The organism is Aeromonas sp. AE23HZ002T15 (assembly GCF_054165525.2).
The window spans coordinates 3,688,303-3,701,728 of record NZ_CM201342.1 but is presented as its reverse complement, the minus strand read 5'-3'; the positions used below and the strand labels follow the sequence as shown (position 1 = coordinate 3,701,728).

Here is a 13,426-nt window from a genome sequence, read left to right as displayed (position 1 = left end):
TGCAGATGGAGGCTATGCACGATGAGAGTGACGCGACAGGGGCGACTGACCGGGTACAGCGAGAGGAATGGGGGCCGTCTGGCGATGGCGATTCCTAGGGGTCAGTCTGGTGAGGCCTGCCTGCGTCCGAAGAGCATCCTTGCGGGATCCCGGCCGGGGCACGGGAGAGGATCACTGTAAGCAAAACGGGAGCCAGATCCCACTTTTTTCGCCGATTAATTGGCCTAGGTTTGATCCCACAGGGGGTTTGCGCTGCCACTTGCGACAAACGGCATCGGATTGACCAAAATATGAGCTTGTTGCAGCATAAAAAAAGCCCCCGGCAGTGCGGGGGCTTCCAGTCTCTGGCAAGGGGGCTTAGCAGTAGCCGTAGCCCAGCAGGCGCTGGTAGCGCTGCTCCAGCAGCTGTTCGCTGTCCAGGGGGCGCAGGGCATCCAGATCCTGCTTGATGCGGGCCTTGAGGCTCTGAGCCATCTTCTCCACATCCCGGTGGGCGCCGCCGAGGGGCTCCTGGACGATGTTGTCGATGAGTTTCAGCTCCTTCAGACGCTGGGCCGTGATGCCCATGGCATCGGCGGCCACCGGCGCCTTGTCGGCGCTCTTCCACAGGATGGAGGCGCACCCTTCCGGCGAGATGACGGAGTAGGTGGAGTACTGCAGCATGTTGACCCGATCGCCCACGCCGATGGCGAGCGCGCCGCCGGAGCCGCCTTCACCGATCACGGTGCAGACCACCGGCACGGTCAGGCCGGCCATGACTTTCAGGTTGCGGGCGATGGCCTCGGACTGGCCACGCTCCTCGGCACCCACGCCAGGGTAGGCGCCCGGGGTGTCGATGAAGGTGATGATCGGCATCTTGAAGCGCTCGGCCATCTCCATCAGGCGCAGGGCCTTGCGGTACCCTTCCGGGCGCGGCATGCCGAAGTTGCGCTTGATCTTCTCCTTGGTCTCGCGACCCTTCTGGTGACCGATAATCATCACGGGCTCGCCGTCGAGACGGGCGATGCCGCCGACGATGGCCTTGTCATCGGCGTAGGCGCGATCCCCGGCCAGCTCGTCGAAGTCGGTGAAGATCTGCTCGATGTAGTCGAGGGTGTAGGGGCGCTGGGGATGACGCGCCATCTGGGATACCTGCCAGGCCCCCAGATCGCCGAAGATCTTCTTGGTCAGCTCTTCGTTTTTCTTCTCCAGCCGGCGAATGTCCTCGCTGAGATCCACGGCATTGTTATGCTCGCTCACATGGCGAAGTTCATCGATCTGTGCCTGCAGTTCGGCGATCGGCTGTTCAAAATCCAGAAAAAGACTCATAGGGACAATAGATCCTCTAATCAAAAACCAATTCAACCCGCTCTCGTCCAAGCAGGAGTCGCAAGTCGTCTATCAGTTGATCGGTGGGCGTCACCCGCCACTCGGTGCCGAGCGTCAATCGCGCCCGAGATCCGGGCCGACGATAGTTTACCTGAACCGGGCAGACTCCGGCACGGGCGGGTTCCAAAATCTCGCACAAACGCGGGAAAAAGCGCTCGTCAATGCGTTGTTCATCGAGGGAAATCCGGATCGCCCTGGCGAAACGCTCCCTCGCATCGTTGATATCCAGCAATTCGCGGGCCGACATTTTAAGGCCACCGGAGAAGTCATCAAAGCTGACCTGTCCAGAAACCACCAAAATACGGTCTTTTTGCATCAATTCTTCATATTTTTCCAGCGCTTCACTGAACAGGGTCACATCCAGACGGCCGGATTTGTCGTCCAGGGTGAAGATCCCCATCTTGTTGCCACGCTTGGTCACCATGCTGCGGGCCGCGATCACCAGGCCCGCCGCCGTGGTCACTGTGTCCCGGGAGGTGGGATGCAGATCGCACAGCCGCCCCGAGGTGTAGCGACGCAGTTCGCCGCTGTACTGGTTGATGGGGTGACCGGTGAGGTAGAGACCCAAGGTCTCCCGCTCCCCCTCCAGCCACACCTTGTCAGGCCAGTGGGGGACGTTGGCGAACGCCTTCTTGACGTCGTCTATCTCCTCGGTGAGCACCCCGAACATGTCCACCTGGCCCACGGCTTGCGCCTTGGCGTGCTGCTCGGCGGCGCGCATCGCCTCCTCCAGGGTCGCCATCAGGGCGGCTCGGTGGGGGCCCAGCCTGTCCATGGCGCCGGAGAGGATCAGCTTCTCCATCACCCGCTTGTTGAGCTTCTTGATGTCCACCCGGTTGCAGAAGTCGAATAGATCCCGGAAGGGGCCGTCCTGATCCCGGGCACTGAGGATGGCCTCGATAGGGCCTTCCCCTACCCCCTTCACCGCCCCGATGCCGTAGACGATGTGGCCGTCCTCGTTCACCGAGAAGCGATAGCGGCCGGTGTTGACGTCCGGCGGTATCACGGTGAGCCCCATGCGCTGGCACTCGTCCACCAGGGTCACTATCTTGTCGGTGTTGTCCATGTCGGCGGTCATCACCGCCGCCATGAATTCCGCCGGGAAGTGGGTCTTGAGCCAGAGGGTCTGGTAGGAAACCAGCGCATAGGCGGCGGAGTGGGATTTGTTGAAGCCGTAGCCCGCAAACTTCTCCACCAGATCGAAGATCTTCATCGCCAGCTCGCCGTCGACGCCGTTCTTGACCGCCCCTTCCTCGAAACCGGCCCGTTGCTTGGCCATCTCTTCGGGCTTCTTCTTGCCCATGGCCCGGCGCAGCATGTCCGCGCCGCCCAGGGTATAGCCCGCCAGGGTCTGGGCGATCTGCATCACCTGCTCCTGGTAGAGGATGATGCCGTAGGTGGGCTCGAGTATGGGTTTGAGGCTCTCGTGCTGCCACTTCTCGTCCGGGTAGGAGATGGCTTCTTTACCGTGCTTTCGCTCGATGAAGTTGTCCACCATGCCGGACTGCAGAGGGCCCGGTCGGAACAGGGCCACCAGGGCGATCATGTCTTCGAAGCAGTCGGGCTGCAGCCGCTTGATGAGGTCCTTCATGCCGCGGGATTCGAGCTGGAACACCGCAGTCGTCTCGAAGCGCTGCAGGAGGGCGAAGGACTTCTTGTCATCGATGGGGATGGCGGCGATGTCGACCGGCGGCTTGCCCTCTTTGGCGAGCCGCGGGTTTATCATGCCGAGCGCCCAGTCGATGATGGTCAGGGTTCGCAGCCCCAGGAAGTCGAACTTCACCAGGCCCGCGTACTCCACGTCGTTCTTGTCGAACTGGGTGACCGGGTGGTGGCCTTCGTCATCGCAATAAAGCGGCGCGAAGTCGGTGATCTTGGTGGGGGCGATGACCACGCCACCGGCGTGCTTGCCGGCGTTACGCACCACCCCTTCCAGCCGGCGCGCCATGTCGATGAGGTCTTTCACCTCCTCGTCCTGCTCGTAGAGCTCGGGCAGCTTGGGCTCGGCCTCGAACGCCTTGGCGAGCGTCATGCCGGGATCCGGCGGAATGAGCTTGGAGATGCGGTCCACGAAGCCATAGGCGTGGCCCAGCACCCGGCCCACGTCCCGCACCACCGCCTTGGCCGCCATGCTGCCGAAGGTGATGATCTGGGACACCGCCTCCCGGCCGTACATCTCGGAGACGTGGTCGATCACCTCGTCCCGTCTGTCCATGCAGAAGTCGACGTCGAAGTCGGGCATGGAGACCCGCTCAGGGTTCAGGAAGCGTTCGAACAGCAGGTCGAATTCGAGGGGATCCAGATCGGTGATCTTGAGGGCATAGGCCACGAGCGACCCCGCCCCCGAGCCCCGGCCTGGACCGACGGGAATGCCGTTGTCCTTGGACCACTGGATAAACTCCATCACGATGAGGAAGTAGCCGGGGAAGCCCATCTGGTTGATGACCTTGAGCTCGATCTCGAGGCGCTCGTCGTATTCGGGGCGGCGCTCGGCCCGCACCGCCGGATCCGGGAACAGGAACTCGAGGCGATCCTCCAGACCCTCCCTGGATTTCATCACCAGGAAGTCTTCGGTGGTCATGTCGCCGGTGGGGAAGTTCGGCAGGAAGTACTCGCCGAGGCGCACCGTCACGTTGCAGCGCTTGGCGATCTCCACCGTGTTCTCCAGCGCCTCGGGGATGTCCGCGAACAGCTCCAGCATCTCCTCCTGGCTGCGCAGATACTGCTGGGGGCTGTAGCGACGCGGACGGCGCTTGTCCATCAGGGTGTAGCCGTCGTGTATGGCGACCCGGATCTCGTGGGCGTCGAAGTCGTCGGCGTTGAGGAACACCACCTCGTTGGTGGCCACCACGGGCACATTGAACTCGGTCGCAAGACCGACCGCCATGTGGAGGTAGACCTCCTCATCGGGCCGGCCGGTGCGCAGCAGCTCGAGGTAGTAGGCGTCGGGGAAGTGGGTCTGGTAGAAGGCGAGGCACTGCTCCACCATCTGGCGATTGCCCTTGAGCAGGAACTTGCCCACGTCCCCTTCCCGCCCGCCCGAGAGCACTATGACCCCCTTGGCATGCTCGCCGAGCCAGGCCTTGTCGATGACCGGGCGACCCTGCACATGGCCACGCTGGTAGCCGCGGGAGATGAGCAGGGTGATGTTCTGATAGCCGTCGTTGTCCATGGCCAGCAGGGTGAGACGGAACTGCTCCTCACCGAGCTCATCGCTCTGCACCCAGAAGTCCGCACCGACGATGGGTTTGATCCCCTTGCCATGGGCTGAGCCATAGAAGCGCACCAGGCCGCACATGTTCATCTGATCCGTCAAGGCCAGGGCGGGCATGCCGTTGGCCGCCGCCGCCGAGACGATGGGGCCTATCTTCTGCAGGCCGTCCACCATGGAGAAGTCGGAGTGCACCCTCAGGTGAATGAAGCGAGGATCGGCCATTTATTCGATCCCCAGGGCGCGGCGCACCGGTTTGAAGCTCTGCCGGTATTCAGGCAAGGGGCCGCGCTCGGCCAGGATGGCGAGGTGTTCGGCGGTGGGGTAGCCCTTGTGGCGGGCGAAGCCGTATTCGGGGTGGCGACTGTCCAGCTCGGTCATCTCGGCGTCGCGAGTTACCTTGGCGAGGATGGAGGCGGCGCTGATGGCGGCCACCAGGCTGTCTCCCTTGACTACGGCGCGGGCCTCCATGGGCAGGGCCGGGCAGCGGTTGCCATCGATGAATACCAGCTCGGGCGTGACCTTGAGCCCCGCCACCGCGCGCTGCATCGCCAGCATGGTGGCGTGCAGTATGTTGAGCTCGTCGATCTCCACCGGGCTGGCGCGGCCGATGGCGAAGGCCAGGGCCTTCTCCTGGATTTCGCTGAACAAGGCGAGGCGCTTCTTCTCGGAGAGCTTCTTGGAGTCGGCGAGGCCTTCGATCGGGTTCGCCGGATCCAGGATCACCGCGGCGGTGACCACGTCCCCTACCAGGGGGCCACGGCCCACTTCATCAACCCCGGCCACCCGCTTGTCTTGTGGAATCTCGATTTGCATATCAAAGCCTTGAATCAAAACCGGCCCCGCAGGGCCAGTATCAGCACAACATCACGCCGGTGGCGCCCCGCCAATCTATCTGCCCAGCAGCTCGGCCACGGCCTCGGCTGCCTGCACATCCGCATTGCAGCGGATCTGCTTGTGCAGCCGGGTGAAGGTGGCGATCAGCTCGCGGTTGTCGTTGTCCAGCAGCTTGTTGACCTCCTGCACCAGATTGCAGGGGGTGCACTCGTGCTGGATGAGTTCGGGCACCAGCATCTTGTCCGCCAAGAGGTTCGGCAGGGAGACATAATCCGTCTTCACCAGCCACTGGGCCAGCCAGTAGCTGAAGGGCTTGAGCTTGTAGCCCACCACCATGGGTTTTTTCACCAGCATGGCTTCCAGCGCCGCGGTGCCCGAGGCCAGCATCACCACGTCGGCGGCGATCATGGCCTCCCGGCCCTGCTCGTCGAGGAACACCATGTTGAGATCCGGCGCCACCTCAGCCTTGATGGCGAGGAACTGCTCGCGTCGCCTTGCGTTGACGAGGGGCACGATGAAGCCGAGATCCGGGCAATGCACGGTCAGCTGCTTGCACGCCTCAAGGAAGACGGGGGCCATGAAGCCCACCTCGGCGCTGCGGCTGCCCGGCAGCACCGCCAGCCAGCGGCGGGAGGGGTCTATGCCCAGCTCCTTGCGCACCGCGGCCTGATCCGGCTCCAGCGGAATAGCATCGGCCATGGTGTGTCCAACGAAGCGGCAGGGGGCATCGAAGCGGTCGTAGAAGGCCTTCTCGAACGGCAGGAAGGCGAGCACCATGTCGGTGGCGGCCTTGATCTTGTGGATGCGGCTCTGACGCCAGGCCCAGACGGAGGGGCTGACATAGTGAACCGTCTTGATACCGGCGCGGCGCAGTTTCAGCTCCACCCCGATATTGAAATCCGGTGCGTCCACGCCGATGAAGATATCGGGTGGATTGGCGATGCAGTGGCGCAGCAGTTCGCGGCGCACCTGCAGGATGCGGGGAAGACGCCCGAGCACCTCGCTGATGCCCATGACGGAGAGCTCCTCCATCTCGAACAGGGCCTTGACGCCGAGGGCCTGCATGCGCGGCCCGGCGATCCCCTCGAAGCTGGCATCGGGATAGCGGGCCTTGAGCTCGCGCACCAGGCCGGCTGCCAGGATATCGCCGGAGGTTTCTCCGGCGACGATGCCGATGCGGACGGGATCAGGCACGGATGATCCCGCGCTCGTTGTCTTTGAGGAAATCCACATAGAGCTGAACGGCAGGTTCGCTGGCCGCCATCTCCGTCAGTACAGGCAGCACCTCTTCGATGGTCTTGCCGGAGCGGAAGATCTCCTTGTAGGCGCGTTTGACCGCGGAAATCGCTTCCGGGCTGTAACCGCGACGACGCAAGCCTTCGGAGTTGACCCCGAACGGCTTGGCATAGTTGCCGGCGGCCATCACGTAGGGCGGCACGTCCTTGTTGAGGGCGGCGCAGCCACCGACGAAGGCGTGGGAACCGACGCGGCCGAATTGGTGGATGGCGGAGAGGCCACCGAAGATGACGAAGTCGCCGATCACCACATGACCCGCCAGGGTAGCGTTGTTGGCGAAGATGCAGTTGTCACCGATGATGCAGTCGTGGGCCACGTGCACATTGACCATGAACAGGTTGCCGCTGCCCACCTTGGTCAGGGATTGATCCTGGGTGGTACCGCGGTGCACGGTGCAGTTCTCGCGAAAGACGTTGTTGTCGCCGATCTCGAGGAAGGTACGCTCGCCGGCGTACTTCTTGTCCTGGCAATCCTCACCGATGGAGCTGTGCTGGAAGATCTTGTTGCCGCGACCGATCCTGGTCGGGCCCTTGATTAGCACATGGGAGCCCACCCAGGTGTTGTCGCCAATTTCCACCTCGGCGCCAATGACGGAGAAGGGGCCGATTTCAACCCCTTTGCCGATCACTGCAGACTCATGGACGATGGCGGTATCGTGAATGATGGCAGTCTGGTCGATCACGTTCGTTAAACCTCGCGTTTGGCGCACATCAGCTCGGCGGTGCAGACAACTTCACCATCAACGGTAGCAACACCGGTGAACTTGGCAATGCCGCGACGCTCTTTCAGGAACTCCACGTCCAGCACCAGCTGATCGCCGGGGCCGACCGGGCGCTTGAAACGAGCGTTGTCGATGGAGGCAAAGTAATAGAGTTCGTTGGGGGACGGTTTGCCCACCATGGTAAAGGCCAGGATGCCGGTGGCTTGCGCCATGGCTTCCAGGATCAGCACGCCGGGGAACACCGGCTTGGCCGGGAAATGGCCTTGAAAGATCGGCTCGTTGAAGGAGACGTTCTTGATGGCACGCAGGGTCTTGCGCTCATCGCTGATCTCGTAGTTCTCGACCTTGTCCACCATCAGGAAGGGATAACGGTGGGGCAGCAAGTCCATGATTTCCTGGATACCCAGGCTCTTCTTTTCAGTAGTCAAAACAGTACCCTATACCAATCGTGATTATTCTTGATCCAGCTTTTTCTCAAGTCGGCTCAACCGCTTGTGCATCTCTTCGATACGCATCACCCGGGCGGCGGTCTTGCGCCACTCTTTATTGGTCTGCAGGGGGATGCCGGAAGAGTAGACACCGGGCTCGGTAATGGGTCGCATCACCATGGCCATACCGGTGACGGTGGCCTGGTCGCAGATCTCCATGTGCCCGTTAAAGACGGAAGCGCCGCCAATGATACAGTATTTGCCGACCTTGAGACTACCGGCCATCACGGTGGAGCCCGCCACGGCGGTGCCGTAGCCGATCTCGACGTTGTGAGCTATCTGGCACTGGTTGTCGATGATGACGTTATCCGCGATGCGGGTATCTTCCAGCGCACCCCGGTCAATGGTGGTACAGGCCCCGATTTCGACCCGATTGCCGATGGTCACGCCGCCGAGCTGGGGGATCTTGATCCACTCGCCACGCTCGTTGGCATAACCGAAACCGTCGGCCCCGATCACGGTGCCAGCTTGCACCAGACAGTCCGTGCCCAGGGTCACGTTGTGATAGAGGGTGACGTTGGCCCACAACCGGGAGCGCGCTCCCAGTCGGGTATTCTTGCCAACGAAACAACCCGGGCCGATGCGCACATCATCCCCCAGCACGACGCCGGACTCGATGACCGCATTGGCTCCGATGGCCACTCTCTCGCCCAGTTGCACGTCCGCCGCGATGACGGCGCTCGGATGGATATCCGTGGCCGGCTGCGGGGTGGTGTCCAGCAGTTGGGCTACCCGGGCAAAGCCCACATAGGGGTCCTTGAGCACCAGGGCATTGGTGGGACAGAAGGGCAAGTCCGCCTCTGTGATGAGCACGGCCGTGGCCTTGCTCTGCTCCAGATAATGGCGGTACTTCTTGTTGGACAGGAAGGTGATGTCACCCTCCCCGGCCTTTTCCAGTGTCGCTACCTTGCGGATTTCCTGGGTCCCATCCCCATGGACCTGGGCCCCCAGTTGCTGGGCCAGCTGTGCGAGAGTGAATGCCATCAATTAGTTGCTCTTGCTTACCTGAGAAATGACCTGGGCAGAGATGTCCATCTTGCTGGCGGCATAGGGGGCGGCATTGCGCTCCAGCACCAGATCATAACCATTGCTCTTGGCGATGGAATCGATGGCAGCCTGAACCTTGGTCAGGATCTTGTTACGCTCTTCCGCCTGACGACGGCCGTTGTCTTGCTCGAAGGCCTGACGCTTCTGGTTGAATTCCATCTGCAGCTTGGCCAGCTTCTCCTGGTTCTGCTTCTTCTGATCGTTGCTCATGAAGGCTTCATCCTTCTTGAACTTCTCGACCAGCTTCTGGCCGTCAGACTCGAGTTTCTGCAGCTCGCGCATGCGCGGCTCGAACTCGCTCTTCAGCTTCTTGGCCACGGCGTCACGCTGGGGCAGCTTCTGGAAGACTTCGCTCATGTCGACCACGGCGATCTTGGTATCAGCCCAGGCGGAGCCCATACCGGCAGCCATCAGTGCAAGACTCAAACCAGCTACTTTCAACGCTTTCTTCACACTTACTCCTTGGTCCCTCGGTAGAGGGCTACCTGATTTACCTGATTGTGCAAGCAGTCCCAAGACCGCCTGTTGCCTGGTGAGGCACGCCCGTTGCGCGCCCCATCATTGAATACCCCCACCTGGGTGGGGGAGCATCCGCGCAACTTGTTAGAAGGTGCGACCGATGTTGAAGGAGAAGACTTCGGTATCGTCCCCCTCGTACTTCTTAAGCGGTTGTGCCAGCACGAACACCAGCGGGCCCATGGGAGAGAGCCACTGCAGGGACAGACCGGCGGACATCCGGATATTGCTGGGGTCAGAATAGTCCATCAGATAGTTACAGCCACTGAAGCAACGGTTCTGGTAATCGCTGTAGTCGAAGGTGGTATCCCAAACGGTACCGGCATCGATGAAGAAGCTGGTCCGCAGCTGGGGTTGATAGCTCTCGGACGCGAACGGCGTCGGCACTATCATCTCCAGGGAGGCGACCGCCAGGGCATTGCCCCCCACCGAGCTGTCGGTGCCCTGGATCACGTCGTTACCACCCAGGTTGTAGTAGTAGAGCGCCTTCGGACCGACGGTATTGCTCTTGAAGCCGCGCAGGGTATCGAAGCCACCGGCATAGTAGTTCTCGAAGAACGGCAGCACGTGATCGTAGTCACCGTTGCTGCCATAGCCGTTACCGTAGGAGGCACGCGCTTTGGCCAGCATGACCCACTGGTGATCCGCATCAAACGGGAAATAATGTGCGTCTTCGGCGTTGAGCTTGAAGTACTGCAGATCCATGCCCGGCACCGTCACCTTGGCATTGACCCGCTGACGATCCCCCGCGGTCGGGAACTGGCCCTTGTTGAGGGTGGAGCGGGTCCAGCCGGCGGTGACGTCGACGGTGTTGAACACCATGCGGTTGTCGCCGTCCAGGTTGGACTGGTACACCTTCCAGAACTCATCCACCTGCACATAGGGGTTGGGCTGGGACAGCTTGTTGTTCTCGTAGCCCAGGCTGAAGTCGAGGCGGTTGTTCTCGTTGACCGGGAAACCACTGGAGAGGCGGAAGCCGATGGTGGTGTTCTCGTAGTCGACGATGTTGGCGTCGGCCGCGCTGAACTTGTTGTAGTAGAGGCGGCCGCCCAGGCTGACACCGTCGACGGTGAAGTAGGGATCGTTATAGCTGAGATCGATGTTCTTCGAGTAGTCGTTGGTGCTGGCGTTGATACCGATCTTCTTGCCGGTACCCATGAAGTTGTCCTGCTGCAGGCCCGCCTGCAGGCTCAGGCCAGATTCGGTGCCATAGCCGATACCGGCGTTGATGGAACCGGCCGGCTGCTCCTTGACCTTGAAGTCCAGATCGACCTGGTCATCGCTGCCCGGCACCCGCTTGGTGTCCACTTCGGCGCTCTCGAAGAAGCCGAGACGGTTGAGACGGGTCTTGGACTGCTCGACGTTGTCGGAGGAGAGCCAGGTGCCTTCCATCTGGCGCATCTCGCGGCGCAGCACTTCGTCCTTGGTGGTGACGTTGCCGGTGAAGTTGATGTTGCGCACGTAGACGCGGGGACCCGGCTCCACGTTGACGATGAGCTCGACCTCTTTGGTGGCGTCATTGACCTGGGGGAAGGTGGTCACCTTGGGATAGGCGTAGCCGTAACGGCCGAGGAACTTGGAGAGCACCTCTTCGGTGTGGGTCACCTGGCTCGCGGAGTAGACGCTGCCGGCCTCAATGGGGATCAACCCCTTCATCTCGCCGCCGCGATCGATGAGATCGCCCTTGATCTGCACCCCGGAGACCTTGTACTGGTCCCCTTCCTTGATGTTCAGGGTGACGTAGACCCCCTTCTTGTCCGGGGTCATGGAGACCTGAGTGGACTCCTGCTGGAAGCGGATATAGCCGCGGTCCATGTAGTAGGAGCGCAGCACTTCGATGTCGCCCGCCAGCTTCTGTTTCTGGTAACGCTGGTCGCCGGTGAAGTTCCACCAGGGCACATCATCCTTGAGGGAGAGCTGGGCCAGCAGCTTCTCTTCCGGGAACACCTGGTTGCCGACGATGTTGATCTGCTGGATCTTGGCCGCTTCCCCTTCCACGAAGGTGAACTTCAGATCGACCCGGTTGCGGGGCAGCGGGGTGACGATGGCCTTGACCCTGGCGGAGTACTTGCCCACGCCGTAGTAGAAGTCTTCAAGCCCCTTCTCGAGGGAGCTCAACACGGTGCGATCCAGGGGATCCCCGACCCGGATGCCGGAGGACTCCAGGCTCTGGGTCAGCTGCTCTTCCTTGATGTCCTTGTTGCCGGAGAATTCGATGCTGGAGATGGTCGGGCGTTCCTTCACCACGACTTGCAGCACCTGACCGTCACGGTAGACCTTGACGTCCTCGAAGTTGCCCGAGGCATAGAGCCGCTTGATGGCGTTGGCCAGGGCCACGGAATCGACGGAGTCACCGACCCGGACCGGCAGATTCAACAGGGCGGCGCCCAGGGTCACCCGCTGCAGACCCTCCACCTGAATGTCTTGCACCACAAAAGAGGCAGGGGCCGCCTGAGCCAGGAAGCTGGCTCCCAGCAGGCAACTCAACACCAATGCTTTTTTAACAGCCATTTTGTTCTTATGTGTCCTTGTTGATGCTCTAGCCTCAGAGGCGAGCGAAATCATTAAACAGCGCAATGCCCATCAGTAACATCAGAATGGCGGCGCCTATCCTGAACCCAACTTCCTGAATTTTTTCTGGTACCGGCTTGCCGGTGACTGCCTCGATGAGGAAGTAGACCAAATGGCCCCCATCCAGCACCGGCAGGGGGAACAGATTGATGATCCCCAGGTTGACGCTGATGAGCGCCAGGAAACCGAGGAAATAGACCAGTCCGTAATCGGCGCTGCTGCCGGCGCCCTTGGCGATGGAGATGGGGCCGCTCAGGTTATCCAGCGAGACGATGCCACCGATCAGCTTGCCAATCATGTCAAAGGTCAGCGTGATCAGGCTCCAGGTCTTCTGGAGGCCATGCCACAGGGCTTGCAAAGGCCCATACTGTAACAGAACTCGATACTCATCCGGTAATGGAACCAGTTGCGGCGACAGGCCGACGAAACCGACCAGCTCCCCTCTCACCTTCTTCGCATCCGGGGTCAGGGCCAGGGTCAGATCGCTGCCCGCCCGCTCCACCGTCACCTGCAAGGTCTGTTCGGGGGAGTGCTGCACCCGCTGGACGAACTGGGCCCATTCGGTGATCTCTTCATCCCCTACCCGTTTGATGCGATCCCCGATCTGCAGGCCCGCCTTCTCGCTGGCGCTCTTGGGGACTATGGCCTCGACCACGGGCAGCACCTTGCCGCCAAGGGGCACTATGCCGAGGCTGCCGATGGGGGATTCCTTGTCCGGATCGAAGCTCCAGCTCTCCAGCATCAGCGTCTTGTCGACGGCGTAGCCGGCGCCATCCGCCTTCACCTTGAGCTGCACGGACTTGTCGCCAAGATGGCTGATGAGGGCGTAGGTCACCGACTCCCAGTCACCGGTCGCCTCATCACCCACACCCACGATTTCCATGCCGGGCAGGACGCCCGCCTCGGCCACGATGGACGCCGGGCGCACCTCGCCGACCACAGGCTTGACGCTTGGCACCCCTATCATGAACATCAGCCAGAAGGCGAACAGGGCGAACACGAAGTTCGCCATGGGGCCGGCCGCGACTATGGCCATCCGCGCCCAGACGCTCTTGTGGTTGAAGGCTTGCTGCTCTTCGCCGGGCTTGAGCTCATCGACCCGGCCGTCCAGCATCTTCACATAGCCGCCGAGCGGGATCAGGGCCAGCACATACTCGGTGCCATCCTTGCCGATACGGCGCCAGATAGCCTTGCCAAAGCCGATGGAGAAGCGCTCGACCTTGACACCGCAGCGACGGGCCACCCAGAAGTGGCCGAATTCATGGACAGCGACCAAGAGCCCGAGGGCGACGATAAAGGCCCCGATATTCCAGAGAACCCCGCCCATCAGTGCGGCACCCCGACATCATGGGCGCCACGGGACGCGAACGG

General features: G+C 61.7%; 10 protein-coding genes. All 10 read right to left on the bottom strand.

Annotated elements, in window-relative coordinates:
• Positions 1 to 357 precede the first annotated feature (357 nt).
• Positions 358 to 1,308, bottom strand: a complete 951-nt coding sequence (gene accA / locus ACT5M9_RS17325; protein ID WP_438550215.1) for an acetyl-CoA carboxylase carboxyl transferase subunit alpha — start codon at positions 1,306 to 1,308, stop codon at positions 358 to 360.
• Between the two features lie 16 nt (positions 1,309 to 1,324).
• Positions 1,325 to 4,804, bottom strand: coding sequence for a DNA polymerase III subunit alpha (dnaE, locus tag ACT5M9_RS17320; protein ID WP_457980135.1), 3,480 nt, complete (start codon positions 4,802 to 4,804; stop codon positions 1,325 to 1,327).
• The gene (gene rnhB / locus ACT5M9_RS17315) at positions 4,805 to 5,395 is read right to left on the bottom strand and encodes a ribonuclease HII (protein WP_457980137.1); all 591 of its coding nucleotides are present in this window, start codon (positions 5,393 to 5,395) and stop codon (positions 4,805 to 4,807) included. It lies immediately after the preceding gene.
• A gap of 75 nt (positions 5,396 to 5,470) precedes the next feature.
• Positions 5,471 to 6,610 (bottom strand): lipid-A-disaccharide synthase, encoded by a 1,140-nt coding sequence (gene lpxB, locus ACT5M9_RS17310; RefSeq protein WP_457980139.1) that lies wholly within the window; start codon positions 6,608 to 6,610, stop codon positions 5,471 to 5,473.
• On the bottom strand, positions 6,603 to 7,394 hold the full coding sequence (gene lpxA / locus ACT5M9_RS17305; protein WP_457980140.1) for an acyl-ACP--UDP-N-acetylglucosamine O-acyltransferase: 792 nt from the start codon (positions 7,392 to 7,394) through the stop codon (positions 6,603 to 6,605). The genes lpxB and lpxA overlap by 8 nt, the downstream gene beginning before the upstream one ends.
• A 5-nt stretch (positions 7,395 to 7,399) precedes the next feature.
• A complete protein-coding gene (fabZ, locus tag ACT5M9_RS17300; protein WP_010673414.1) occupies positions 7,400 to 7,861 on the bottom strand; it encodes a 3-hydroxyacyl-ACP dehydratase FabZ in 462 nt (153 codons plus the stop codon).
• Positions 7,862 to 7,885: 24 nt separating this feature from the next.
• The gene (lpxD, locus tag ACT5M9_RS17295; protein WP_438550220.1) at positions 7,886 to 8,905 is read right to left on the bottom strand and encodes a UDP-3-O-(3-hydroxymyristoyl)glucosamine N-acyltransferase; all 1,020 of its coding nucleotides are present in this window, start codon (positions 8,903 to 8,905) and stop codon (positions 7,886 to 7,888) included.
• A 3-nt stretch (positions 8,906 to 8,908) separates the two neighbouring features.
• Positions 8,909 to 9,421, bottom strand: coding sequence for an OmpH/Skp family outer membrane protein (locus tag ACT5M9_RS17290; RefSeq protein WP_438550221.1), 513 nt, complete (start codon positions 9,419 to 9,421; stop codon positions 8,909 to 8,911).
• A 150-nt stretch (positions 9,422 to 9,571) separates the two neighbouring features.
• A complete protein-coding gene (gene bamA / locus ACT5M9_RS17285) occupies positions 9,572 to 11,995 on the bottom strand; it encodes an outer membrane protein assembly factor BamA (protein ID WP_438550222.1) in 2,424 nt (807 codons plus the stop codon).
• A gap of 34 nt (positions 11,996 to 12,029) precedes the next feature.
• On the bottom strand, positions 12,030 to 13,382 hold the full coding sequence (rseP, locus tag ACT5M9_RS17280; RefSeq protein WP_457980142.1) for a sigma E protease regulator RseP: 1,353 nt from the start codon (positions 13,380 to 13,382) through the stop codon (positions 12,030 to 12,032).
• Positions 13,383 to 13,426 lie beyond the last annotated feature (44 nt).

Excerpts from the sequence above, each read along its gene's own strand:
- accA (WP_438550215.1), bottom strand. The coding sequence starts at position 1,308 with ATGAGTCTTTTTCTGGATTTTGAACAGCCGATCGCCGAACTGCAGGCA.
- dnaE (WP_457980135.1), bottom strand. The coding sequence starts at position 4,804 with ATGGCCGATCCTCGCTTCATTCACCTGAGGGTGCACTCCGACTTCTCC.
- rnhB (WP_457980137.1), bottom strand. The coding sequence starts at position 5,395 with ATGCAAATCGAGATTCCACAAGACAAGCGGGTGGCCGGGGTTGATGAA.
- lpxD (WP_438550220.1), bottom strand. The coding sequence starts at position 8,905 with ATGGCATTCACTCTCGCACAGCTGGCCCAGCAACTGGGGGCCCAGGTC.
- bamA (WP_438550222.1), bottom strand. The coding sequence starts at position 11,995 with ATGGCTGTTAAAAAAGCATTGGTGTTGAGTTGCCTGCTGGGAGCCAGC.
- rseP (WP_457980142.1), bottom strand. The coding sequence starts at position 13,382 with ATGGGCGGGGTTCTCTGGAATATCGGGGCCTTTATCGTCGCCCTCGGG.